Origin of the sequence: Enterobacter chuandaensis (assembly GCF_039718975.1) — a bacterium.
In the GTDB taxonomy this organism is placed as follows: domain Bacteria; phylum Pseudomonadota; class Gammaproteobacteria; order Enterobacterales; family Enterobacteriaceae; genus Enterobacter; species Enterobacter chuandaensis.
Window position 1 is genome coordinate 372239 of record NZ_CP097173.1, and the last position, 24622, is coordinate 396860.

General features: G+C 52.6%; 29 protein-coding genes. 13 read left to right on the forward strand and 16 right to left on the reverse strand.

All coding sequences use genetic code 11. The annotated features are described in order from the left end of the window. Positions 1–8 precede the first annotated feature (8 nt). The 3 genes from MX657_RS01835 to MX657_RS01845 all read right to left on the reverse strand — a co-directional run bounded on the left by MX657_RS01835 (position 9) and on the right by MX657_RS01845 (position 1534). A complete protein-coding gene (locus MX657_RS01835) occupies positions 9–977 on the reverse strand; it encodes an IS5-like element IS903B family transposase (protein WP_429844281.1) in 969 nt (322 codons plus the stop codon). A gap of 61 nt (positions 978–1038) precedes the next feature. Continuing rightward, the gene (locus MX657_RS01840) at positions 1039–1305 is read right to left on the reverse strand and encodes a hypothetical protein (RefSeq protein WP_322921383.1); all 267 of its coding nucleotides are present in this window, start codon (positions 1303–1305) and stop codon (positions 1039–1041) included. Next, positions 1289–1534 (reverse strand): DinI-like family protein, encoded by a 246-nt coding sequence (locus MX657_RS01845; RefSeq protein WP_322921385.1) that lies wholly within the window; start codon positions 1532–1534, stop codon positions 1289–1291. Before MX657_RS01845 ends, MX657_RS01840 begins: the two co-directional genes overlap by 17 nt. 264 nt (positions 1535–1798) lie before the next feature. Between MX657_RS01845 and MX657_RS01850 the strand changes: the two genes are divergently transcribed. After that, on the forward strand, positions 1799–2569 hold the full coding sequence (locus tag MX657_RS01850) for a BRO-N domain-containing protein (RefSeq protein WP_032634139.1): 771 nt from the start codon (positions 1799–1801) through the stop codon (positions 2567–2569). A 194-nt stretch (positions 2570–2763) separates the two neighbouring features. On the opposite strand, the gene MX657_RS01855 is transcribed toward MX657_RS01850, so the two are convergent. Then, a complete protein-coding gene (locus MX657_RS01855) occupies positions 2764–3858 on the reverse strand; it encodes a tyrosine-type recombinase/integrase (RefSeq protein WP_045339409.1) in 1095 nt (364 codons plus the stop codon). Between the two features lie 87 nt (positions 3859–3945). Between MX657_RS01855 and dusA the strand changes: the two genes are divergently transcribed. Continuing rightward, on the forward strand, positions 3946–4983 hold the full coding sequence (gene dusA / locus MX657_RS01860) for a tRNA dihydrouridine(20/20a) synthase DusA (protein ID WP_346807107.1): 1038 nt from the start codon (positions 3946–3948) through the stop codon (positions 4981–4983). Between the two features lie 136 nt (positions 4984–5119). Further along, complete coding sequence (pspG, locus tag MX657_RS01865; RefSeq protein WP_080329961.1) at positions 5120–5362, forward strand: envelope stress response protein PspG; 243 nt, start codon at positions 5120–5122, stop codon at positions 5360–5362. 184 nt (positions 5363–5546) lie between these two features. Here the strand turns inward: pspG and MX657_RS01870 are convergent, their stop codons facing one another. Continuing rightward, complete coding sequence (locus tag MX657_RS01870) at positions 5547–6530, reverse strand: quinone oxidoreductase (protein WP_080329962.1); 984 nt, start codon at positions 6528–6530, stop codon at positions 5547–5549. A 66-nt stretch (positions 6531–6596) separates the two neighbouring features. Between MX657_RS01870 and dnaB the strand changes: the two genes are divergently transcribed. Both dnaB and alr read left to right on the forward strand, forming a co-directional pair. Beyond that, positions 6597–8009 carry a replicative DNA helicase gene (dnaB, locus tag MX657_RS01875; RefSeq protein ID WP_346807109.1) on the forward strand — a complete coding sequence of 471 codons (1413 nt, stop codon included), beginning with the start codon at positions 6597–6599 and terminating at the stop codon, positions 8007–8009. Positions 8010–8025: 16 nt separating this feature from the next. Continuing rightward, on the forward strand, positions 8026–9105 hold the full coding sequence (gene alr / locus MX657_RS01880) for an alanine racemase (protein WP_346807110.1): 1080 nt from the start codon (positions 8026–8028) through the stop codon (positions 9103–9105). Positions 9106–9144: 39 nt separating this feature from the next. Here alr and MX657_RS01885 read toward each other — a convergent pair whose 3' ends face one another. Then, positions 9145–9699: a hypothetical protein gene (locus tag MX657_RS01885; protein ID WP_252003079.1), complete on the reverse strand. Its 555-nt coding sequence runs from the start codon at positions 9697–9699 to the stop codon at positions 9145–9147. Between the two features lie 296 nt (positions 9700–9995). On the opposite strand from MX657_RS01885, the gene MX657_RS01890 reads away from it, so the two are divergent. Beyond that, positions 9996–10589 (forward strand): helix-turn-helix transcriptional regulator, encoded by a 594-nt coding sequence (locus MX657_RS01890; protein WP_346807112.1) that lies wholly within the window; start codon positions 9996–9998, stop codon positions 10587–10589. A gap of 93 nt (positions 10590–10682) precedes the next feature. On the opposite strand, the gene MX657_RS01895 is transcribed toward MX657_RS01890, so the two are convergent. The 7 genes from MX657_RS01895 to MX657_RS01925 form a co-directional block, all read right to left on the reverse strand. Continuing rightward, on the reverse strand, positions 10683–10967 hold the full coding sequence (locus MX657_RS01895; protein ID WP_080329966.1) for a hypothetical protein: 285 nt from the start codon (positions 10965–10967) through the stop codon (positions 10683–10685). A gap of 1 nt (position 10968) precedes the next feature. Then, on the reverse strand, positions 10969–11373 hold the full coding sequence (locus MX657_RS01900; RefSeq protein WP_080329967.1) for a hypothetical protein: 405 nt from the start codon (positions 11371–11373) through the stop codon (positions 10969–10971). A gap of 71 nt (positions 11374–11444) precedes the next feature. After that, positions 11445–11981 (reverse strand): hypothetical protein, encoded by a 537-nt coding sequence (locus MX657_RS01905; RefSeq protein ID WP_346807114.1) that lies wholly within the window; start codon positions 11979–11981, stop codon positions 11445–11447. Positions 11982–12005: 24 nt separating this feature from the next. Beyond that, complete coding sequence (locus MX657_RS01910; RefSeq protein ID WP_346807116.1) at positions 12006–12488, reverse strand: ribonuclease domain-containing protein; 483 nt, start codon at positions 12486–12488, stop codon at positions 12006–12008. Between the two features lie 14 nt (positions 12489–12502). Beyond that, positions 12503–12952 carry a lysozyme gene (locus tag MX657_RS01915; RefSeq protein ID WP_346807118.1) on the reverse strand — a complete coding sequence of 150 codons (450 nt, stop codon included), beginning with the start codon at positions 12950–12952 and terminating at the stop codon, positions 12503–12505. Beyond that, positions 12952–13548 (reverse strand): DUF2589 domain-containing protein, encoded by a 597-nt coding sequence (locus MX657_RS01920; protein ID WP_346807119.1) that lies wholly within the window; start codon positions 13546–13548, stop codon positions 12952–12954. The genes MX657_RS01915 and MX657_RS01920 overlap by 1 nt, the downstream gene beginning before the upstream one ends. A gap of 74 nt (positions 13549–13622) precedes the next feature. Next, entirely contained in the window at positions 13623–14180 is a 558-nt protein-coding gene (locus MX657_RS01925; RefSeq protein WP_023334176.1) for a DUF2589 domain-containing protein, read from the reverse strand. A 206-nt stretch (positions 14181–14386) separates the two neighbouring features. On the opposite strand from MX657_RS01925, the gene tyrB reads away from it, so the two are divergent. The 4 genes from tyrB (at position 14387) to MX657_RS01945 (ending at position 17395) form a co-directional block, all read left to right on the forward strand. Next, a complete protein-coding gene (tyrB, locus tag MX657_RS01930) occupies positions 14387–15580 on the forward strand; it encodes an aromatic amino acid transaminase (RefSeq protein ID WP_346807121.1) in 1194 nt (397 codons plus the stop codon). 216 nt (positions 15581–15796) lie between these two features. Continuing rightward, positions 15797–16510, forward strand: a complete 714-nt coding sequence (gene aphA / locus MX657_RS01935) for an acid phosphatase AphA (RefSeq protein WP_252003082.1) — start codon at positions 15797–15799, stop codon at positions 16508–16510. Between the two features lie 112 nt (positions 16511–16622). Continuing rightward, the gene (locus MX657_RS01940; protein ID WP_217480638.1) at positions 16623–17039 is read left to right on the forward strand and encodes a secondary thiamine-phosphate synthase enzyme YjbQ; all 417 of its coding nucleotides are present in this window, start codon (positions 16623–16625) and stop codon (positions 17037–17039) included. 2 nt (positions 17040–17041) lie between these two features. Next, on the forward strand, positions 17042–17395 hold the full coding sequence (locus MX657_RS01945; RefSeq protein WP_014882150.1) for an MmcQ/YjbR family DNA-binding protein: 354 nt from the start codon (positions 17042–17044) through the stop codon (positions 17393–17395). A 3-nt stretch (positions 17396–17398) separates the two neighbouring features. Here MX657_RS01945 and uvrA read toward each other — a convergent pair whose 3' ends face one another. Continuing rightward, the gene (gene uvrA / locus MX657_RS01950; RefSeq protein ID WP_045328845.1) at positions 17399–20221 is read right to left on the reverse strand and encodes an excinuclease ABC subunit UvrA; all 2823 of its coding nucleotides are present in this window, start codon (positions 20219–20221) and stop codon (positions 17399–17401) included. A 251-nt stretch (positions 20222–20472) separates the two neighbouring features. Here uvrA and ssb1 point away from each other — a divergent pair, with 251 nt between their 5' ends. Then, complete coding sequence (gene ssb1, locus MX657_RS01955) at positions 20473–21003, forward strand: single-stranded DNA-binding protein SSB1 (RefSeq protein WP_006810470.1); 531 nt, start codon at positions 20473–20475, stop codon at positions 21001–21003. A 60-nt stretch (positions 21004–21063) separates the two neighbouring features. On the opposite strand, the gene MX657_RS01960 is transcribed toward ssb1, so the two are convergent. Further along, complete coding sequence (locus tag MX657_RS01960; protein WP_008503385.1) at positions 21064–21345, reverse strand: YjcB family protein; 282 nt, start codon at positions 21343–21345, stop codon at positions 21064–21066. Between the two features lie 622 nt (positions 21346–21967). Between MX657_RS01960 and MX657_RS01965 the strand changes: the two genes are divergently transcribed. Next, positions 21968–23533, forward strand: a complete 1566-nt coding sequence (locus tag MX657_RS01965; RefSeq protein WP_333017590.1) for an EAL domain-containing protein — start codon at positions 21968–21970, stop codon at positions 23531–23533. Between the two features lie 6 nt (positions 23534–23539). On the opposite strand, the gene soxS is transcribed toward MX657_RS01965, so the two are convergent. Continuing rightward, positions 23540–23866, reverse strand: coding sequence for a superoxide response transcriptional regulator SoxS (gene soxS / locus MX657_RS01970; protein WP_013095071.1), 327 nt, complete (start codon positions 23864–23866; stop codon positions 23540–23542). Positions 23867–23964: 98 nt separating this feature from the next. On the opposite strand from soxS, the gene soxR reads away from it, so the two are divergent. Further along, positions 23965–24423 carry a redox-sensitive transcriptional activator SoxR gene (soxR, locus tag MX657_RS01975; RefSeq protein ID WP_119916568.1) on the forward strand — a complete coding sequence of 153 codons (459 nt, stop codon included), beginning with the start codon at positions 23965–23967 and terminating at the stop codon, positions 24421–24423. Positions 24424–24622: the final 199 nt, after the last annotated feature.

Below are 24622 nucleotides of genomic sequence, written 5' to 3' on the forward strand. Positions count from 1 at the left end.
TTGTGTTTTCAGGCAATACGCACGCTTTCAGGCATACCTGCTTTCGTCATTTTGTTCAGCGCTCGCACCACGGCCAAAGCCTCCGCAACCTGACCATCGTAGTCACGCAGCGTCAGTGAACCCCCGAACAGCTGTTTTACCCGGTACATCGCCGTTTCCGCTATCGAGCGACGGTTGTAATCTGTTGTCCATTTCCACCGCGCATTACTCCCGGTCATTCGCTGATTAGCCACTGCACGGTTACGGTCTGCATATTCACCGGGCCAGTAACCCGCACCTTTTCGGGGTGGGATAAGCGCGCTGATTTTCTTACGCCGCAGTTCATCGTGACAGAGCCGGGTGTCGTAAGCGCCGTCTGCCGATGCTGCCCTGATTTTTCTGTGAGTCTGCCGGATAAGACCCGGGAAGGCTTCTGAGTCCGTCACATTGTTCAGCGACAGGTCAGCGCAGATGATTTCATGTGTTTTACTGTCAACGGCGAGATGCAGCTTACGCCAGATACGGCGGCGTTCCTGGCCATGCTTTTTGACTTTCCACTCGCCTTCACCGAAGACCTTCAGCCCGGTGGAATCAATTACCAGGTGTGCGATTTCACCCCGGGTGGGCGTTTTGAAACTGACATTAACCGACTTTGCCCGCCTGCTGACACAGCTGTAATCCGGGCAGCGTAGCGGAACGTTCATCAGAGAAAAAATGGAATCAATAAAGCCCTGCGCAGCGCGCAGGGTCAGCCTGAATACGCGTTTAATGACCAGCACAGTCGTGATGGCAAGGTCAGAATAGCGCTGAGGTCTGCCTCGTGAAGAAGGTGTTGCTGACTCATACCAGGCCTGAATAGCTTCATCATCCAGCCAGAAAGTTATGGAGCCACGGTTGATGAGGGCTTTATTGTAGGTGGGCCAGTTGGTGATTTTGAACTTTTGCTTTGCCAAGGAACGGTCTGCGTTGTCGGGAAGATACGTGATCTGATCCTTCAACTCAGCAAAAGTTCGATTTATTCAACAAAGCCCAGCTAGTGATGACTTTACCAGTGATAACTCAGTAGGTAACTTTCGGGAGACGACTGCTTGCAATTTTGGTTGCAGTGGATATTGCATGGGCTGCTTCAGTGAAAAAACGGGGCGAAGCAAGCTCCCATTGACCTTCTTTATGGACGAAAAGCAAATAATCCGGGATGGTATCTGGATCACGGACAACAGCAAAGGTAAGCATATCGCTGGATGCTTTTGGCAGCCGATTATCTGGAGGGAAATAAATACGAGCCCCCGAGATGATTATGTTGTCGATATCAGAAGAACCAGTCATCAGCAGACTCCCATGTTTCTTTCAGTACATTTTCAACCTTCTTCTTGGCGGAGTCTTTATCGACCGTCCGAAGAACCGACAGGCCATCGCTTCCGGCTGATTTAACGATAACCTCAACATCCTGGTATTCCTTGCTTAAGCGCCTTTCCATTTCAGCCTGCAGCACAGCGGGAGCTTTGCTGGGAAGCTTAGAGAACTTCTCTTTTGCAATACTGATTTCGACACGCATAAAACCTCCTTTTACTGTTTGGATATACAGTTAATTTTTAACTGGTTATTTATACAGTGTCAAGGTTTTGCATGTCGGTGTAACACCCCAATTATTCCCCAGTTTTTCCCCGCTCAAATTTCAGACATAAAAAAACCAACCGTAAGAGGTTGGTTTAATTTAATATTTTTGGTCGGCACGAGAGGATTTGAACCTCCGACCCCCGACACCCCATGACAGCGCCGGTATCCACGTTATAATCGTGGAAAAAAAGTGGGGATCCAGATGAATATGAATTTATTACAGCTTTGCTATGAAGGCGAAGGTGGTGAAAGCTACATACGCAGTATCAATGAGAAAGGGCAGTTTTACGTATCTTTAGCTGATGTTTTGAAAACGCTTTCTATTGAAAACAGAAAGATGGATGGTAAGTCGCCAAAAAGCTTGCTTCCGGTAATTAAGGCAGTCATCCAAACACTGGATCCTGATGAAATCAAGAACATCCCTATGATAGAGAATGGTCAGGCTACGAGTGAAGCGTTCTTGACGGAACCTGGTCTCTATCGAGTCTTAGCTCAAGATACATCCTCCGCTGGCAAGAAATTCCAGCGATGGTTGTTCCATAAAGTACTACCCTCTATTCGTGAATTTGGACAATTTCCTCCTCCGCCGAAAAAAGAACAGTCTGAGATAAGTGCTTTTGCTACAAGTCTTCAACAGACAGTCAATGCTTTGGTAATGGAAATTGCAAAACGCGAGGAACTGGAAAGCAGAGTCAATGACGTTGAGCTCAAAGTTAACTCATTAGAGAGCTTGCGAGATCTGTCTCAATTTCGGAGTGTTCCACAGCGTTTAATGGAGTTGAGTCTTGAGGTAATGTCCATTGATGAGCTTTGGCATTGGTGTGAAAAATTACGCAGCGAAAGAGGGGCGGAAAAGATTAAATGCCCATCAGGGATCGGAGTAAACACTATGTATCCATTAGCGCTGGTGGATGAAGCCATCGCAATCTACCAGAAAAATGTTGAAGCAAGATCGAGAGGCTCAAACATATAAAAAAGCCCGCTTAAGCGGGCATTTTTAATCGCTCAGGAGCTACGGCTCCTTTACGTATCCTTTTTTGCCTCATCACCGTATGGCCGGTATCCTGGCGAGACTGCAAACTTCCTGTTTTTACTGGTGCTATCCTTGCACAGTCCAATCATGATTGGTGGGCTGGTCGGAGTTGAACCCGCAGCGCAGCATTTCGTTTAGTCGCTGCTTCTGGATTTCTGTAGTTGTTCAAGTCTAGCGTGCAGCGATTTAGGGAATAGCTCTGTATAAACCTGCCACAGAACATTCAATGATCTATGCCCCGTCACTTGGGCAACTTCCTCAATACTGAACCCGGCTTCAAAAAGTCGGCTCGCACCTTCTCGCCTCATATCGTGATAACGCAGATCCTCGATTCCAAGCGCGCTCCTTACCCTCTGAAAACCAGCAGTTACTGAGCCGCTAATGTAGGGGAAGATCAGCTCTGATTTGCGCGGCTGCCGCTGAACGATATCCCATGCCTCTCCGAGCAAAGCGACATTCATATGATTGCCTTCCTTCTTCCGTGGATCCTTCCTGTCCCTCACAAGCACAGATTTTTGCTTTTCGTCGATATCATCCCACCGCAGGCGGCAAACTTCGCCAATACGCATGCACGATAAAACTGAAAACATCAGAATGTCTACGAACGGGATTTTTGAGACTCTGTGTTCTGAACGTTGCTTTAATCCTTCGATCAGCATGTCCAGTTCTTCAGATGCTGGCCGACGGCTACGGCGATTTGATTTCCCAATCAGCCCAAGTTTGAGAAGGTGAGGGCGGGCCTCTTTTGCCGGGTTGCTGGTATAGTTAATGCCATACACAGGCTTTGCACAATCCAGCACGCTTCCAAGGTAGCTGACATCATGACTCACGGTCGCCGGGCCCGCTCCTGCATTATTCCGCAGTCGGCAATGCTCTATCACATCATTTGCGGTCAGTGAAAGCAAGGGGATGGCTGCTATATCACAGTCGACGAGCATATTCAGGACGTAGCTTTTTGTTCTCCCGGATTTGCCACCAGCGTTTGGATCGTTGATGTATTTTTGCAGCAGATCACGAACTGTGATTCCTGTTGCGTCGTCGGATGATGGGAGCCCATGAAGATCCAGTTCCTGCACGCGCTGATTTCCCCAGGTTTTTGCGTGCGCCTGCTTTGGAAATGTTTTGCTCTCTCTGTGTGTAACAACGCCTTTTTCTTTGATCAGGACGGTGCAACGATAGCGAGGAGTGCCGTCGGCTTTAAGTCGTTTCTCTATGTTATAATAGGCCATTCGCTCATCTCGTTATAACAGGTTCCCATGTGTATGGGGGCCTGAGTGGGAACCCAATGAGAGAAAAATATACGTAAATGTCAAAAAATGCACGGTAATCTTGAAATGATAAAAACCAACCAAACCAGCGCGGCATCTGATAATTCTGGCATTCACTGGAGTGGTCGGTTTAGCGTGGCTCCTATGCTCGACTGGACGGACAGACACTGCCGCTACTTCCTGCGCCAGCTCTCCCGCCATACGCTGCTGTATACCGAAATGGTGACCACGGGCGCAATTATTCACGGGAAGGGCGACTACCTGGCATACAGTGAAGAAGAGCATCCGGTTGCGCTGCAGCTGGGGGGTAGCGATCCGGCCGCGCTGGCGCAGTGCGCGAAGCTGGCGGAAGAACGCGGCTACGATGAGATCAACCTCAACGTCGGTTGCCCTTCCGACCGCGTGCAGAACGGCATGTTCGGCGCCTGTCTGATGGGTAACGCCCAACTGGTGGCGGACTGCATCAAAGCGATGCGCGATGTGGTCTCCATTCCGGTGACGGTCAAAACCCGTATCGGCATTGACGACCAGGACAGCTACGAATTCCTGTGCGATTTCATCAACACGGTTTCAGGGAAAGGCGAGTGTGAGATGTTTATCATCCACGCCCGTAAAGCCTGGCTCTCGGGTCTGAGCCCGAAAGAAAATCGTGAGATCCCGCCGCTGGACTACCCGCGTGTGTATCAACTGAAGCGTGACTTCCCGCACCTGACGATGTCGATCAACGGCGGTATCACGTCGCTGGACGAGGCGAAGGCGCACCTTGAGCATATGGATGGCGTGATGGTCGGGCGCGAGGCGTATCAGAATCCGGGCATTCTGGCGACGGTTGACCGTGAGATCTTTGGCGTTGCAGGCGCAGAAGCCGATCCGGTTGCGGTCGTGCGCGCCATGTACCCCTACATTGAGCGTGAGCTGAGCAGCGGCACGTATCTTGGCCACATCACCCGCCATATGCTTGGCCTTTTCCAGGGGATTCCAGGCGCGCGCCAGTGGCGTCGTTACCTCAGCGAGAACGCGCATAAAGCCGGTGCCGATATTGAAGTGCTGGAACATGCGCTGCGACTGGTGGCTGATAAGCGATAATTTTCGCTAAAAGATCGTCAAATTCACCACGCCCTGCGAATTCTCGCGGGGCGTTTTTCTTTAAGAACAATACGTTAGCTTTGGCATGATTCTTGTAATGGTTGCAGCATCATTCGGGAACTCGTGGGAGAGCACCATGCTGGAATTACTTTTTGTTATTGGCTTTTTCGTCATGCTGTTAGCCACAGGCGTGTCGCTACTCGGCATTTTCGCGGCGATTGTTGTGGCGACGGTGGTCATGTTCATTGGCGGATTATTTGCCCTGACGATCAAACTGCTGCCATGGCTGCTTCTGGCTATCGCGGTGGTGTGGGTAATACGGGCGATTAAAGCGCCAAAACTGCCGACTTATCAGCGCAATAACCGCTTCCGTTACTAAGGTATTGAGGGGTTCGTCACATACTTGTAACTTTTCCGGCAGCATGGCTTAGAACGGAATAGGATTTACTTATCGAATCTGTCACTATGACTGCCGCTACAGAATTCATCGAGCTGTACCCTACATACAGCCGAACTAAAAAAAGAAAGGGCTTCCCACGGGAAGCCCAATTTCTTTTTTGGGGTCAGGGGATTAGCAAACTTGAACCCTGCGTCGCCCGGCTCTCCAGCACCTCATGCGCACGCTGCGCATCGGTTAGCGGGTATTTTTGCGCATCCGCCACATCCACCTTAATCACGCCGCTGGCGATCAGCGAAAACAGCTCGTTGCTGGCTTCCTCCAGTTCTTCCCGGTTGGTGATGTAACCCTGCAAAGAAGGGCGCGTCACGTACAGAGATCCTTTCTGGTTCAGAATGCCCAGATTAACGCCGGTTACAGCGCCTGAGGCGTTACCGAAGCTCACCATCAGCCCGCGACGCTGCAGGCAGTCCAGCGACGCCTCCCAGGTATCTTTCCCCACCGAGTCATACACTACGCGTACTTTTTTGCCGCCGGTGATCTCTTTTAGCCGCTCGACGATGCTCTCTTCCCGGTAGTTGATCACCTGCCACGCGCCCGCGTCCAGCGCCCGCTGCGCTTTTTGCGCGCTGCCCACGGTGCCGATAAGCTTCGCGCCCAGCGCTTTCGCCCACTGGCAGGCAATCAGCCCCACGCCGCCCGCAGCGGCATGGAACAGGAACTGTTCATCGGGCTTAATTTCGTAGGTTTTGCGCAGCAGGTAATAGACCGTCAGCCCTTTCAGGAACGAGGCGGCCGCCTGCTCAAAGGAGATGGCGTTCGGCAGCAGGGCGGCTTTTTCCGCCGGGACGTTGTGGACGGAGCTATAAGCGCCCAGGGCAGACTGCGCGTACACCACACGATCGCCTTCTTTAATGTGCTTAACCGCACTGCCCACTTTGCTGACAATGCCGGCCGCTTCAGTACCCAGGCCGCTCGGCATTGACGGAGGCGGGTAGAGACCGCCGCGAATGTAGGTATCAATGTAGTTAATGCCAATCGCTTTGTTTTCAACCTGGATTTCATTTTCGCCAGGCGCAGCGGGAGTAAACTCCACCGCTTTCAGCACTTCAGGACCGCCGTGTTTCTGGAACTCAATGCGCGTTGCCATGCTCCCTCCGTCAAAAAAATATGGTAATCTTTCGACCCACTCTTTATCTCGGTAACTCCATTCACTATGGCAGGAAACAAACCCTTCAACAAACAGACTGAACCTCGCGAGCGTGATTTCCAGGTCGCAGGGTTAAAAGTCCCGCCGCACTCGATTGAAGCGGAACAGTCGGTGTTGGGCGGTTTAATGCTGGATAACGAACGCTGGGATGACGTGGCCGAGCGCGTGGTGTCTGAAGATTTCTATACCCGACCGCACCGCCATATCTTTACCGAAATGGCACGCCTGCAGGAATCGGGCAGCCCGATTGACCTGATTACGCTCGCGGAATCACTGGAGCGTCAGGGCCAGCTGGACAGCGTCGGCGGCTTTGCCTACCTTGCAGAATTATCAAAAAATACGCCAAGTGCGGCGAACATCAGCGCTTACGCGGATATTGTGCGCGAACGTGCCGTCGTTCGCGAGATGATCTCGGTGGCGAACGAGATTGCCGAAGCCGGTTTTGATCCGCAGGGCCGCACCAGTGAAGACCTGCTCGACCTTGCCGAGTCCCGCGTCTTCAAAATCGCCGAAAGCCGCGCCAATAAAGACGAAGGCCCGAAAAATATCGCCGACGTGCTCGACGCCACCGTGGCGCGTATCGAGCAGCTGTTCCAGCAGCCGCACGACGGCGTGACCGGCGTGAACACCGGTTATGACGATCTGAACAAGAAAACCGCTGGTCTGCAGCCGTCGGATTTGATTATCGTCGCCGCGCGTCCGTCGATGGGTAAAACGACATTTGCGATGAACCTCATCGAAAATGCGGCGATGTTGCAGGATAAGCCCGTTCTTATCTTTAGTCTGGAGATGCCCTCCGAGCAGATCATGATGCGTTCTCTGGCGTCGCTGTCGCGCGTGGATCAGACCCGCATCCGTACTGGTCAGCTCGACGATGAGGACTGGGCGCGCATCTCCGGCACCATGGGCATCCTGCTGGAAAAACGGAACATCTACATCGATGACTCCTCCGGCCTGACGCCGACGGAAGTGCGCTCCCGCGCGCGCCGTATTGCCCGTGAGCACGGCGGCATCGGCCTTATCATGATCGACTACCTTCAGCTGATGCGCGTGCCGTCGCTCTCCGACAACCGTACGCTGGAAATTGCAGAGATTTCCCGCTCGCTCAAGGCGTTAGCAAAAGAGCTGCACGTACCGGTGGTGGCGCTCTCCCAGCTTAACCGCTCCCTGGAACAACGCGCCGACAAGCGCCCGGTCAACTCCGACCTGCGTGAATCCGGCTCCATCGAGCAGGATGCCGACTTAATCATGTTCATTTACCGTGATGAGGTTTATCACGAGAACAGCGACCTGAAAGGGATCGCCGAAATTATTATTGGTAAGCAACGTAACGGCCCAATCGGTACGGTGCGTCTGACCTTTAACGGCCAGTGGTCGCGTTTCGACAACTATGCCGGACCTCAATATGATGATGAGTAATTTCTAAGGAATTCAAATGCAAGCGGCAACTGTTGTTATTAACCGCCGCGCTCTGCGACACAACCTGCAACGTCTGCGTGAACTGGCACCCGCCAGCAAGCTCGTTGCAGTCGTGAAAGCGAACGCTTACGGACACGGTCTTCTGGAGACCGCGCGAACGCTCCTCGATGCCGACGCCTTTGGCGTCGCCCGTCTTGAAGAAGCCCTCCGCCTGCGCGCAGGCGGTATTACTCAACCGATTCTGCTGCTTGAAGGCTTTTTCGAAGCCACAGATTTGCCGACCATTGCTGACCAGCATCTTCACACGGCAATACATAATGAAGAACAGCTCGCCGCACTCGAAGCCGCCGAGCTGAGCGAGCCGGTGACGGTCTGGATGAAGCTCGATACGGGCATGCACCGTCTGGGCGTGCGTCCGGAAAGCGCGGAAGCATTTTATCAGCGCCTGTGCCAGTGCAAAAACGTGCGCCAGCCGGTGAATATCGTCAGCCATTTTGCCCGTGCAGATGAACCCGAATGCGGGGCAACCGAGCGGCAGCTCGATATCTTCAACACCTTCTGCGAAGGCAAGCCGGGGATGCGCTCAATTGCGGCCTCCGGCGGGATCCTGCTGTGGCCGCAGTCGCACTTTGACTGGGCGCGTCCGGGCATCATTCTTTATGGCGTTTCACCGCTGGAGAACAAACCCTGGGGGCCGGACTTTGGCTTTAAGCCGGTTATGTCGCTGGTGTCAAAGCTGATTGCCGTGCGTGAGCACAAAGCGGGAGAGCCGGTGGGTTATGGCGGCACCTGGACCAGCGAGCGCGACACGCGTCTTGGCGTGGTGGCGATGGGCTACGGCGACGGCTACCCGCGCGCGGCACCAACAGGTACGCCGGTGCTGGTCAATGGTCGTGAAGTGAAGATTGTTGGCCGCGTGGCGATGGACATGATTTGCGTTGATCTGGGGCCCGACGCGCAGGATAAAGCAGGGGATGATGCGTTGATGTGGGGCGAAGGTCTGCCCGTTGAACGCATTGCCGAAATTACGAAAGTAAGTGCTTACGAACTTATCACGCGGCTGACCTCGCGAGTGGCGATGAAATACGTGGATTGACCCTTCAAAAGGGTGGTTCCTCGGGAACCACCCTCATGTTTATGGGCGCAGCAGCATCACGAAGGTTCCGGCAATAATGGGTTGCCCGTTCGCTCTGTTAATCACCCGCACAGCGTGTTGCCCCTGATGCTCGACAACATCAATATCCAGGTTTGCATAGTGCTCAACGTGCACATGGTTGATGTCCGGAGAAGGGATCACGTGCACAAACCCCGTGCTTGTCCGGTAAATCACTGTCGCATGCCCGACGCCGATAATCATAGCGCTATAGTCAGCCAGGTAGTGCTGTGCCTCCTGCTCCAGCGCCTGACGATTAACATAATCTCCCAGCATTGAAGGCGTAATGATTCGGCATCCTGCGCCTTTCAGATCGGTACGAGCCAGGTTGCGATTAACATCATCTTCATTCGGCGCCTGCGCCGCCAGGCCGGGAAGATGGTGGGCAACCTGAAGGGCATCCCACTGGTTTTCGAGAATATCGTTGCGGGAATAGATGCCGAAATTAGCCAGAACCATCTGCAGGCAATTCGGGAAACACGAATTCTGGAAAACCATATTTTTGTAATTAAAACCATATTGATTTAACCACGGCATATCTTTCTCCTTTGTTAATTGTGTTTACAGCACAGAAATAATAAGCAGCAGGGTGATGGATGAATATATGCCCTGTGGGAAATGCTATTTTTCGTAGAAAATGATGCAGAACATTATTTGTGAATTGTACTCATGCTTCATCTTGATTTTAGTCATGCTGTATATGATGTTTACCCTATGGCAAATGATGTTTTATAAGATCTCAATTAGCGCTCATACTCATTTTCGGAATATGTTGATATTCATAACCTAAAAGAATAGTACTCAGATGAGGTTAAATTGAGATGAATATATTGATGATCGATGAATCACCGATCTACATTCATGGTATGAAAAATGAACTGAAGCGAGTCATGCCAGAATGTACTTTTTCTGCTACCAACAGCTACGAAGATGCAAAAGAAGTCCTCAAGTCAACGCCTGTTTCGATTGTACTGCTTGATGGCGATATGGACTATTCTGGGTTCAGTGATGAACTCGAACTGGAATGGCCGGCGGTTCCGATAGTGATAATGTTCCGTAAAACGTGCGAGCGCAATTTTAACCTTTACCAGCATCATAATATACGAGGCGTTGTAACAAAGTCACTCTCTGCTGAAAAAATAATGCAGGTTATCAATGTGGTATTATCGGGTGTTATCTGTATTCCGGAGCAAGTCATTATGCAGAGGGGCTCGTCAACAGTGAATTCGCCGGTTCTCCTGCTCAGCCAGCGCCAGAAAGAAGTATTAAGTTTACTGGCAAATGGCGGAACAAATAAGCAAATTGGTAGAGAGTTGAATATTAGCGCAGGTACCGTTAAGGTCCACCTGGAATCAATATTCCATCGGCTGCAGGTGAATAATCGCACACAGGCGGCGAGGCTGTATTTTAAGTATATTGATAAATAAATTATTCTTGTTGTTTCATTCTGGTCTGAAATCTTCAATTTAAATAAATGCGTGACAACGATGGTGTTTGTCACGCATTTTTTTGTGCATCGCTTATTTTGCTAAAAAGAAACGAATAATGATCATTAAGGTACCAGCATCCTGAAGAAACCAGAAAGGGACACTGGCGCTTAAATTATCATGCCCTGTCAGTAAGCTTTCAATATTTAACCCACTCTGCGCAAAGAGCCCGAAGGCAATCGCAGCAAATCCTGTCTTATAGAGAGCAGGTTGTTTTTTGATTCTTTTACTGTAAGCGCAAAAGAGGATCACAAAAGAAATGATAAGATCCAGCATGATTGTGATGAATAACATCCACCAGTCCGTTACGCTGTTCATGTTAATCCTCTTTATCCGTATTGATCAGGGATGAGTCCGGGAGTGTCTCATTACGCACTCTTTTCTTGATGACGGAGGCAACATCAAAAATATCTTGCTGTTCATGGCGGCGGAAAAAATTAGCCAGCCAGACAATAAGACCATTGCTCATCGCCCCCAAAATATAACCTAACCCCAGGGTGATGTCCGGCTGGTTTAAATCAATCTTTAACCATCTTGCTGCAAGGCCACCTAACGCTACGGCGGCCCCCATACTGATTCCACCAAAGATGATGCCCGCAATGAACTTGCTGTGCTGATGTAAGCGCTGCGGTTGCCAGAAAAAAGAGATACTTACACCACCGAATAATCCTGCAAGGGCCAGGAGTGACGCGCTAATTAATGCCGGAGGAATGGAAGCATGCATATTTATTTCCTCATTGATAACAAGACCCTCAAAGGAGGGTCTTGTGTTCAGTACAAGCCTGGCCGCGAAGCCTATTTGCCATAATTGACAAGTGCCTGGCCGACCCCGTTTATGAAGTTTTGCTGCTTATAGCTTTGTAGCGTAATGTTATCAACCAGATCATTCGGGATAATAATTTCCATATCGTTACTGTCTTCATTGTTATAACATTTGAAGTAGAAACGATAGCGGGCCAACGTGGGTATTAATAAATCGCTATCCGCAACAGGAATTTCCATTCTGCGTAACGCTTCTTTAAGCTCTTTTAATAACGCAGGTTTGTCTTGCGTTGGGGATTTAAACCTTTCATCGTGACAGACAATAATACGAGCGGGGGTATTAATGTTCACGATATTCAGGTAGGCCGTCCCATTCCCCTGCTTGTCTGTGCAATCCGGCATATAGCCGAGTGTGAGGGTTTCCGTACTGCCAACATAAAACCCAGACCACTCCTCAGCATTTTTTGTTTCTTTACGATATTTCGTTGGATCCCACTCTTTTGCTTTAAATTTGCAGGCCTTAAAGCCGAGCACGCCTGCAGGAAGGCATTCTGTTTTCAGCTCCATCATGCTTCTCCGCTGTTAACGTATGGATTATTGGCAGGAATTCACTTCTACTAAGTGCTGATATTTATCGGTAGTGATATAGCGCTGTGGCCCGGAAAGGGTATAGACCAGTCGTTTGGGACTCCGGTATCCTTTAAAAACATCTATATCGGCACTTAGCCAGGATTGCGCTGAGGGGAGTTTCGGGCTGATATAGTTATCCCCGCCTATCCATTTGTTATTGGTAGGTTTTAGACCCCACAGTGTTTCTGTTTCACTACCCGACCAGCCCAGGCGCTTCGCTTCATTACTGGTGATATATCGCGCCGGCAGGTGCCCGGTTTGTGTCAGACTGCGCAATGTTTTTGCCAGGTCATCCACATCGTTTATTCGGGCGGCACCCTGCTGAGAAAGGAAGGTGTTAACGTCCTTAATCTCGTTTTCGCAGGTGGGTAACGCTGCACTGGCCTGCATAACGGTCAGCAATGATGCAAAGAAAACGACTTTTTTAAATGTCACAGATAACGTCATGTTAACCTCCAGATTTAACTAAGAAATAATTTCATTTCGGCGTCGCGACGACGCGTCAGACCAGCCAGCACTTTACCGCCCGCCTTATTCCAGCTTTTGAACTGCAGTGCGGCGCCCTGGACATCGCCCGCGTTGAATTTTTTGAGCAGCGTTGATTTTTTTAAATTGCCAACGCCGAGGTTAAAGGCGAATGAGACCAGCGCGTCGAATTGCGACTGCGTTGCTGGCTGGTTCAGCAGCTTTTTCACGCCACCTTCCGTGCGTTTCAGATCTTTGCGAAGCAGATCTTTCGCTTCACCGGTAGTGATTTTGGTGAGCTTTTCCATCTCCTCTTTGAGGATTAAATGGCCATAGCCGATGGTCCACAATCCCACGGCATCGCGATAGCGTTCCAGCTTCAGCCCTTCAAACTGGCAAATAAGCTGAATGCCTTTTTCACCTGTACGTTCTGGTTGTTTTTGCATTACGGCATCTCCTCTGTTTTCGGGCGGGGAATCACTTTGTTGGTGTACTCATCAATCAAACGCATGACGCTTTCCGGTGGCGCAAGCGCGGTAAATTGCATCTCCACATCCACGTGGCGGCTGTCACGCCCACCTTTGTTATCGCTTGAAGGCGAAAGGGTGACGTGAAAGCGGCCAAATTCGTTTTCACCGGACTGGCGGGAGGGTGCCTGCATACCCTCCGTGCGGATGGTCAGGTTGACCTTCATCTTTTCCAGCATCAGCCCGCGCGGTGTTGAAAGCGCGACTAAGGGCAGGTCAAAATAGTGTTTCTCATCAAGCGCCAGCTGCACGGTGCGCGGAATCAATGACCCGTCTTCAGCGGGTTCAAAAAAGGGATCCAGCGCTTTCATATACTGCTGAGCAATCAGTTCGTTGGCCGCAGTAGCCGCGTATTGCATCCCGCGCGTGATATCTTCCAGCGAGATCGGCATGCCGGGGATATCCGCCGGCGGCGGCGGCGGAGGCGTATTGTCCTGCACCGGCGGTGACGTTCCTTCCGCCTTGTTTTCCGGCTCTTCATCCTTGCCGCCGCGCAGCCATGTTTTAAAAGACATAATTCGCTCCTGAAAAAGGGCCACCCCAGGCAGCCCCTGCGTTACGGAATCGCACTTCTGTCGCGGCGTGAACGTTATTGCGCGGCGACAGGTTTGGTCTTGGCGTTGGTCAGATAATCAATGACGCGCTGCAGGGCCTCAGGTGGCTCCTGGCGTTTAATCTGCGTATGGATGGAGTATTTCGCGCGGGTATCCGTTGAACGGGTCTGCTCAGATTTATGCGAGACTTTGCCGGTCATTTTCGCTTTAAAGACGCCCCAGCCGACCGATGCCTCCACGGAGGCTTCCGCTTCGGTGCTGCTTGAGCTGGCCTCGCTTTGGCTCACTTCCAGCTCAAAGTCGATGGTGCCGTCTTCGATACAGATGATAGGGTGGGTGACCGCCGCAAGAAGGGGAATACTCATCTTGCGGGTCACGCTGCCTTTATTGACCCCCTGTTCGTCTACCACGGTTTCGTCGTAGTCGAACTCGATCGCGACGGCTTTGCCGTCTTTAATACAGACGGAGAGCAGGAAGTCGGTATAGGCCTTGCTCGCCTGAACCTGTGCTTTGATCATCGCCTGCAGCGGACCGCCGATCATATGCTCCAGCGGCAGGGCGTTAATGACTGAACCAATAAATTGTGAATCCATGATGTGAACTCCTTGAATCAGTGAATGCGCGGTTGCGCAGGAGTCACATTACGGAAAGCCGGAGGGTGAAAATATTGGGTAAATGTCATGGAGAGCAGGTGCAAAAAACCTATGCCGATCGCAGGATAATCTTAAGGGGTGGTGTTGCGTGATGTTCCGGTTTATTGTTGAAATTCCTGCCTCATCGAATTCCGGAGAACCATCGCGTGTTTCAGAAAGTTGACGCCTATGCCGGCGACCCTATTCTCTCCTTAATGGAGCGTTTCAAAGACGATCCTCGTAGCGACAAAGTGAACCTCAGCATTGGCCTGTATTACAACGAGGATGGCATCATTCCTCAATTAAAAGCCGTTGCCGAAGCTGAAGCGCGCCTAAACGCTGTCCCGCACGGTGCTTCTCTTTATCTGCCGATGGAAGGGCTAAACACCTACCGCAACACCATCGCACCGCTGTTATTTGGTGCCGATCATGCAGTACTTGCGCAAAAACGCGTGGCGACCATCCAGACGCTGGGCGGCTCGGGGGCGCTGAAGGTGGGGGCTGACTTCCTGAAAAAGTACTTCCCGGATTCCGGCGTGTGGGTCAGCGACCCGACGTGGGAAAACCACGTTGCAATCTTCGAGGGTGCAGGCTTCAGGGTTGAAACCTATCCGTGGTTCGACAGCGAAACTAACGGCGTGCGCGTCGAAGCGCTGCTGGAAAAACTGAACACGCTCCCGGCGCGCAGCATCGTATTGCTGCACCCGTGCTGTCATAACCCGACCGGTGCGGACCTCACCCATGCCCAGTGGGATGCGGTGATCGAGGTGCTGAAGGCCCGTAACCTGATCCCGTTCCTCGACATCGCCTATCAGGGCTTTGGCGCGGGCATGGAAGACGATGCTTACGCCATCCGCGCCGTTGCCAGCGCCGGGCTGCCAGCGCTGGTCAGCAACTCCTTCTCGAAAATCTTCTCACTCTACGGCGAGCGCGTTGGCGGTCTGTCCGTGGTGTGTGAGGATGCCGACGCGGCAGGTCGCGTGCTTGGCCAGCTTAAGGCGACAGTGCGCCGTATCTACTCCAGCCCGCCAAACTTTGGTGCGCAGGTGGTGGCGACGGTACTCGGTGACGAACAGCTGAAAGCGTCCTGGCTTGCCGAAGTGGAAGCGATGCGTAAGCGCATTCTTTCTATGCGTCAGGAACTGGTGAACGTGCTGAAAGAGGCCGTGCCGGGACATAACTTCGACTATCTGCTCAAGCAGCGTGGAATGTTCAGCTATACCGGACTGAGCGCGGCACAGGTCGATCGTCTGCGCGAAGAGTTCGGCGTCTACCTGATCGCCAGCGGGCGTATGTGCGTAGCGGGCCTGAATGCCAGCAACGTTCAGCGTGTGGCGCAGGCGTTTGCTACAGTAATGTAAGTACTTACTCACCTCCCTCTCCCCGTGGGAGAGGGCTGGGTTGAGGGCATCAGGCCGCCCAAACCGGGTGCCCGGCATTATGTGATCGTCTTCTTTTTATTCAGCTTGATAAGTAAAAACTCCTTTCCTTCCCCTCCGGCCGGGGTTATGGTCGGATAGTTTTTTGACCATCCACTCAAAATATAAAGATAACAAACTGAATATTCAGGGGAAAATATGCGCAAGATCACACTGGCGCTCAGCGCCGCCTGCTTATTGTTCTCGCTTAATAGCGCCGTCGTCGCGCGAGCTTCCGCACCGACGCCGCTTTACACCGGCACCACTGCCGCCATCCTTGCCGAGCAGGCACCTATTCACTGGGTCTCTGTGGCACAAATCGAAAACAGCCTGATGGGCCGTCCGCCAATGGCCGTGGGCTTCGACATTGACGATACCGTGTTGTTCTCAAGCCCTGGTTTCTGGCGCGGTAAGAAAACGTACTCCCCGGACAGCGAAGCGTATCTGAAGAACCCGGAGTTCTGGGAAAAAATGAATAACGGCTGGGATGAGTTCAGCATTCCGAAAGAGGTAGCCCGCGCGCTGATCGCCATGCACGTTAAGCGCGGCGACAGCATTTATTTCGTCACCGGGCGTAGCCAGACCAAAACCGAAACCGTCTCTAAAACGCTGCAGGACGATTTCCAGATCCCGGCGGCCAGCATGAATCCGGTGATTTTTGCGGGTGACAAAGAAGGGCAAAACACCAAAACCCAGTGGCTGGAACAGAAAAATATCAAAGTGTTCTACGGTGATTCGGATAACGACATCACTGCCGCACAGGATGTGGGCGTCAGAGGAATCAGGGTATTACGCGCCTCTAACTCGACCTATCGACCGCTGCCAATGGCCGGAAAATTTGGCGAAGAGGTGATCGTTAACTCCGAGTATTAGTTCATGAACGGCGGCTTTGATTCTTTTTTGATCAAATCCGCCGCTGCGGGTTTTACCTTTCGCCTTCTTGCTGCACACTTAGAAAGATTCATCTTTCTTAACGGAGCAGCTCATGTGGTATCAACAGACCCTGACCTTAAGCGCGAAACCGCGCGGATTTCACCTGGTGACGGACGAAGTCGTCGGACAACTCCGCGACCTGTCGCGTGTCAAAACGGGTTTGCTGCATCTGCTGCTTCAGCACACATCGGCTTCTCTCACGCTTAATGAAAATTGCGATCCCACCGTCCGGTCTGATATGGAACACCATTTCCTGAAGGCGGTTCCGGACAATGCCCCCTACGAGCACGATTATGAAGGGGCAGATGATATGCCTTCGCATATTAAATCTTCTCTGCTGGGCGTATCGCTGATGCTGCCGGTTCATAACGGGCGGTTAATGCTGGGAACGTGGCAAGGGATCTGGCTGGGAGAACATCGCATTCACGGTGGTTCGCGTAAAATTATCGCAACGCTACAAGGGGAATAAAGATGACAATTTCGGAGCTACTTCAGTACTGCATGAGCAAACCTGGCGCGGAGCAGAGCGTCCATAGCGACTGGAAAGCCACGCAGATTAAAGTGGGAGACGTGCTGTTTGCGATGGTGAAAGAGGTGGAGGGGCGCCCGGCGGCGTCGCTGAAAACCAGCCCGGAACTGGCGGATCTGTTACGTCAGCAGCATGATGATGTGAGGCCGAGCAAGCACCTTAATAAGGCGCACTGGAGCACCGTTTATCTGGATGGTTCGCTGCCAGGCTCGCAAATTTACTATCTGGTGGATGCATCTTATAAGCAGGCGGTAGAGCTGCTGCCGGAAGCAACCCGACAGCAACTCTCCGTGTAACGATTACAGCAACGGTTTAAGGAAGCGCGCGGTGTGCGAGGCTTCGCACTCTGCAACGGTCTCTGGCGTACCAGAGACGAGGATTTCACCGCCGCCGCTGCCGCCTTCCGGGCCGAGATCGACAATCCAGTCTGCGGTTTTAATCACGTCCAGGTTATGTTCGATGACCACAATCGTGTTGCCCTGATCGCGCAGCTGGTGCAGGACGTCGAGCAGCTGCTGGATATCCGCAAAGTGCAGGCCGGTGGTCGGCTCATCCAGAATATAGAGCGTCTGGCCAGTTCCGCGTTTGGATAGCTCACGCGCCAGCTTGACGCGCTGTGCTTCACCGCCGGACAGCGTTGTCGCTGACTGTCCCAGACGAATATAGGTCAGACCCACGTCCATCAGCGTTTGCAGCTTACGCGCCAGCGCAGGGACGGCGTCAAAGAACTCGCGCGCCTCTTCGATGGTCATGTCCAGCACTTCATGGATGGTCTTGCCTTTGTACTTGATCTCCAGCGTTTCGCGGTTATAGCGCTTGCCTTTGCACTGGTCGCACGGCACGTAGATATCCGGCAGGAAGTGCATCTCAACCTTGATCACGCCATCGCCCTGGCACGCTTCACAGCGGCCACCGCGCACGTTAAAGCTGAAACGTCCTGGCGTATACCCGCGCGAACGCGCTTCCGGTACGCCGGCGAACAGTTCACGCACGGGCGTAAAGACGCCAGTATAGGTCGCCGGGTTAGAGCGCGGCGTACGGCCAATCGGACTCTGGTCGATGTCGATAACCTTATCGAAATGTTCCAGCCCCTGAATGTCGCGGTACGGCGCAGGTTCGGCCAGCGTCGCGCCGTTCAGCGCCGTCTGCGCAATCGGGAACAGCGTATCGTTGATCAGCGTCGATTTACCGGAACCAGACACGCCGGTAATGCAGGTAAACAGGCCAACCGGCAGCGTCAGGGTGACGTCCTTCAGGTTGTTGCCGCGTGCGCCGGTCAGCTTCAGCACTTTTTCTGGATCTGCCGCTACCCGCTGTTTCGGCACTTCAATTTTGCGCTTGCCGCTCATGTACTGGCCGGTCAGCGATTCAGGCACCGCCATGATGTCTTTTAACGTCCCTTCTGCGACCACCTGGCCGCCGTGTACGCCCGCGCCAGGACCGATGTCGATCACGTGGTCAGCCGCGCGGATCGCATCTTCGTCGTGCTCAACCACGATCACCGTGTTGCCGAGATTGCGCAGGTGAACCAGCGTCCCGAGCAGGCGTTCGTTGTCGCGCTGGTGCAGGCCGATAGACGGTTCATCCAGCACGTACATCACGCCGACCAGGCCGGCACCAATCTGGCTCGCCAGACGGATACGCTGGGCTTCACCGCCGGAGAGCGTTTCCGCCGAGCGGGAAAGCGTCAGGTAGTTCAGGCCGACGTTCACCAGGAACTTCAGGCGGTCGCCGATCTCTTTCAGCACTTTTTCGGCGATTTTTGCGCGCTGGCCGGAAAGCTTCAGGTTGTTGAAGAAGTCCATCGCGTGGCCGATGCTCATGTCTGAGATAGTCGGCAGCGCCGTGTTTTCCACAAACACGTGACGCGCTTCACGGCGCAGACGCGTGCCCTCACAGGTGGCGCAGGAACGGTTGCTGATGAACTTCGCCAGCTCTTCGCGCACCGCGCTGGATTCGGTCTCTTTGTAGCGGCGCTCCATATTGTGCAGCACCCCTTCGAACGGGTGGCGACGCACGGAGGTATCGCCGCGATCGTTCATGTACTTGAACTCGATGTTCTCTTTGCCGGAACCGAACAGGATCACTTTGTGCACGTTCGGGCTCAGGCTCGCCCACGGCGCTTCAACGTCGAACTTGTAGTGCTCCGCCAGCGATTTCAGCATCTGGAAGTAGTAGAAGTTACGCTTGTCCCAGCCGCGAATGGCCCCGCCCGCGAGCGACAGTTCCGGGTTCTGGATCACGCGGTCCGGGTCGAAATACTGCTGTACGCCCAGGCCATCACACGTCGGGCACGCGCCCGCCGGGTTGTTGAATGAGAACAGGCGCGGTTCCAGCTCGCGCATGCTGTAGCCGCAAATCGGGCAGGCGAAGTTGGCGGAGAAGAGCAGCTCTTCCGCTTTCGGGTCATCCATGTCGGAGACCACGGCCGTGCCGCCGGAGAGTTCCAGCGCGGTTTCAAAAGATTCCGCCAGACGCGTAGCGAGATCGTCACGTACCTTAAAGCGGTCAATCACCACTTCGATGGTGTGCTTCTTCTGCAGCTCAAGCTTTGGCGGATCCGACAGGTCACACACTTCACCATCGATACGGGCGCGGATATAGCCCTGGCTTGCCAGGTTCTCCAGCGTTTTGGTGTGCTCGCCTTTACGCTCTTTGATGATCGGCGCGAGCAGCATCAGGCGCTTGCCTTCCGGCTGCGACAGCACGTTATCCACCATCTGGCTCACGGTCTGGGCCGCCAGCGGGACGTCGTGGTCCGGGCAGCGCGGCTCGCCCACGCGCGCATACAGCAGACGCAGGTAGTCGTGAATTTCGGTAATCGTACCGACCGTGGAGCGCGGGTTATGCGAGGTAGACTTCTGCTCAATAGAGATAGCAGGGGATAACCCTTCAATGTGGTCGACATCCGGTTTTTCCATCAGCGACAGGAATTGACGCGCGTACGCAGAGAGTGATTCAACGTAACGACGCTGTCCTTCGGCATACAAAGTGTCGAAAGCCAGTGAGGATTTGCCAGACCCCGAAAGCCCGGTCACGACGATGAGTTTGTCGCGAGGGATTATGAGGTTGATATTCTTGAGATTGTGGGTGCGGGCGCCCCGAACTTCGATCTTATCCATTCACCTTTCCCGGTTGGAACACGGATTGCCTGGTTTGTTTGAAGGACAAACGGCTGTCAGAAACGGCTAATTATGACACAATTTAACCTGTTTGAATATACAGTATTGGAATGCATTTTCTGATTCACTGTGTAACAATGTCGAGTTCGCGGGAGAACTCTGGAACGTGCTACGCAACTATCAAAGTGCAGCATGGAAATGGTACACTCGCGCGTTTACACTATTAAGAAACGTATTCAGGAGACACGAACATGGCCAGCAGAGGCGTAAACAAGGTGATTCTCGTCGGTAATCTGGGCCAGGACCCGGAAGTACGCTACATGCCGAGTGGTGGCGCAGTTGCCAACATTACGCTGGCTACTTCCGAATCCTGGCGTGATAAAGCGACCGGTGAGATGAAAGAGCAGACCGAATGGCACCGCGTTGTGCTGTTTGGCAAACTGGCCGAAGTGGCCGGTGAGTATCTGCGTAAAGGTTCTCAGGTCTATATCGAAGGCCAGCTGCGTACCCGCAAATGGACCGATCAATCCGGTCAGGAAAAATACACCACGGAAGTGGTGGTGAACGTGGGCGGCACCATGCAGATGCTGGGTGGCCGTCAGGGCGGTGGCGCACCGGCTGGCGGTGGTCAGAACCAGCAGCAGGGTGGTTGGGGTCAGCCTCAGCAGCCGCAGGGCGGCAACCAGTTCAGCGGCGGCGCGCAGTCTCGTCCACAGCAGCAGTCTGCTCCGGCGCCGTCTAACGAACCGCCAATGGACTTCGACGACGACATTCCATTCTGATCCACGGATGCGAAAACAAAAAACCCAGACACCGTCTGGGTTTTTTTATTGATAGAGGGATCAGGTAATCACCATCGGCCAGTCTGGTGGCGTGTGGCTCATGGCTTCCACCATCACCACTTTAATATTTTCCCAAACGGCGGCAATATCCAGCAGGGTAATGCCAAGCAGGCCCGTCGCGAACCAGCAGGCTGCGCCCAGCCCAAGCAGGGTGCTGATCACCGCAAGGCCAGCGTAGTCAGACTTACGAAACTGAATGTTCAGCGTGCTGGCTAAAAACATCAAAACCGCACTCAACAAAGGCCAGCGAAGAAGAACCATGCTGGTAGTAATGGTTGCCATAAAACCCATCCTCAACAAAACAGACGAACTGAATGAAACGGTGTTTCTCGTTACACAATATGTGTGAACTATATCACATTTGTTGATTTATTCGCCAGTGCCTGTCCGGCCAAAAAGGGGATTTTATTACCCGGAAAAAAGCGTGTGCAGGGCGGACTGGCCTCCTCACCGGGCAAGCGATGAGGTCAGCGGGAGAGAAAGGGACGAGCTGGATACATCGTTTTTATAGAAGAGGCGTTATTCTTATCATGAAAATAGTCCAATGCGGGCTGATTATTTATAAATCAATGAACAAAATATACCCGAATAAATAGGATAAACTGTCATGTTGACGTTGTACTTTTTTCACGCCGCCAGAAGTTTGGCTTAATCAGCGATCCTCTGTTGTGTTCTCTTCAAACCTCCCATGCGCGCTGGATAAATATTTTCCTTAATTGAAACGGAACGAATACTTACAGTTTAGCTTACGGGAAAATATTATCGTCATAACGAAATTTAAGATTTTTAATACTAAAAGTCAGTTGCTAACTTCGCATGATTCATGCAACGTAATCACCTGTTTAACAAAGCATCCGGCCTTCATTACTACAGGCGTACAACATGCAGGGATATAGGGCGGGAAATGAATCGTAGCGCGCGGCGCAAAATGCTCAGGGTGGTAGGGATCATCATGGTAGTTATGCTGCCGGTGATGCTTGCCCTATGGTTTGCCCAGCTACGAGCCGTGTCGGAAACGAGCGCTCAGCTACGTACCTTTGCTGAACTGGCCTTAGACAAAACAGAACTGGTAATTCAACAGGTTGAGCTGGCCCGGGACGAGGCAGAAAAATATCAGGGTGAACGTTGTACGCCAGGGCACCGTCAATATATGTTGAACGTTGTTCGTGGCCGCCTGTTTGTTGCCGATTTAATTTATGCTGAAGGTCAGAATTTTCTTTGTTCGACCGTTTTTACACCGGAACAACCCTACGCCATTCCCGTCGCTAATTACACGCGTAAACCTGACGTTGCTATCTATTATTTTCGCGATACGCCATTTTATACTGGCTATAAAATGACGTATATGCAGCGTGGAAATTATGTTGTGGTGGTCAATCCGCTTTCTTACAGTGAAGTGATGTCTACCGATCATTCCCTCGCATGGGGCGTGTACGACACGGTAACGAATGACTTCTTTTCCTTCAGCCAGAAAGCCAATGTTTCTTTATTAAACTCGATGATTCGGGATAAGGAATCGGTATTTCAAAAAGATAACCGCTTTTATACTGTCGTAAAATCAGCAAAACGGCCTATTGCCGCTATCGTGTCGACATCAGATAAACGGTTTTATGAAACGCTCTATCACCAGGCGACGTTGACGCTGCCGTTGGGCATGATCTGCAGCATTATTATTTTGCTGGTGTGGTCCCGCACTCATCGTGAACTTAATTCGCCGGGGCGGTTACTGCACCGGGCGCTGAACAAGCGCCAGCTTTGTGTGCACTATCAGCCGATTATCGATATCAAGAATAACCAGTGCGTGGGGGCTGAGGCGCTGTTGCGCTGGCCTGGTTTCAACGGGCAGGTAATGAGCCCGGCTGAGTTTATTCCGCTGGCGGAAAAAGAGGGAATGAGCGAGCGCATTACGGATTACGTCGTTGAGGAGGTGTTCAGCGATCTGGGCCATTTCCTGGCGGCGCATCCGCATCTTTATATTTCGATTAACCTGTCGGCCACGGACTTCCACTCATCGCGGCTGATCGCCATGATTTCTGACAAGGCTCGCCACTACGCCGTACGCGCCCAGCAAATTAAAATCGAAGTGACGGAACGCGGTTTTATCGACGTGCCGAAAACCACGCCGGTGATCCAGGCTTTCCGTCAGGCGGGTTATGAAGTGGCGATCGATGATTTCGGGACCGGTTACTCAAACCTGCATAACCTCTACTCGCTGAACGTGGATATTCTGAAAATCGATAAATCGTTTATCGATACCTTAACGACGAACAGTACCAGCCACCTGATCGCCGAGCATATTATCGAGATGGCGCAAAGTCTGCGGCTTAAAACCATCGCGGAAGGGGTGGAAACGGCCGAGCAGGTGAGCTGGTTGTTGAAGCGCGGAGTACAGTTCTGTCAGGGATGGCACTTCGCGAAAGCGATGCCGCCCCAGGAATTTATGACCTGGCAGCAGCAACCTTTGCACTGATACGCTTTAATTCAACTGGTGGCGGTAATCGCTCGGCGTGCGGTCAAACTCGCGGCGAAACACGCGAGAAAAGGTTTGTTGCGAGACGTAGCCAAGATCCATCGCGATATCAAAAATCGGCCGCTGCGTTGAGCGTAACGCCTGTGCCGCCAGCAGCAGCCTGCGCTGACGAATGTACTCCCCCAGCGTCTGATGCATAACGGTGCGGAACATTCTCTGTAAATACCATTTCGAATAGCCCGACTTTTTGGCGACCACATCAATGTTCAACGGTTGGTCGATATGTTCATCAATCCATTCAATAAGTGTCTGAATAATTTGCTGATGCGACATAAGGTTGCCCCTCTGTAGATACAACTTTCTCGGTTGATTCGTCGTTTTCTCTGCGGGGGAGTATAATTCCTCAAGTTAACTTGAGGTAAAGAGGTTTTATGGAAAAGAGATTGCCGCGCATTAAAGCGCTTTTAACCCCCGGTGAAGTGGCTAAGCGAAGCGGTGTTGCGGTATCGGCGCTCCACTTCTATGAAAGCAAAGGGTTAATTAAAAGCATCCGTAACGGCGGTAACCAGCGCCGCTATACCCGTGACGTGCTCCGCTACGTAGCGATTATCAAAATTGCGCAACGCATCGGCATTCCCCTGGCGACGATTGGCGAGGCATTCGGCGTGTTGCCGGAAGGGCATACGCTGAGCCCGAAAGAGTGGAAAGAGCTGTCGTCCCAGTGGCGTGAAGAGCTGGACAGGCGTATCCACACGCTGGTGGCGCTGCGTGATGAGCTGGACGGGTGCATCGGCTGCGGCTGTCTGTCCCGTAGCGACTGCCCGTTGCGTAACCCCGGCGACAGGCTGGGTGCTCAGGGGACGGGGGCGCGGTTGCTGGAAGAGGATTGAGTCCGTGCGGCCTGTTTGTCGGGTAAGGCGAAGCCGCCATCCGGCAAAAAGCACAATAAAGAACTAAAGCGCCACAAAGGGCGCTTTAGTTTTTCCCGGTCTTTGTCTTTCTCTCTATCCCGCTGGTTCACGGGAGGGTTTCCCCCGACATCAGCACCCCTCGTGTCGAGCTGGTTGGTGAGGTTCCGGATTGGGCTGA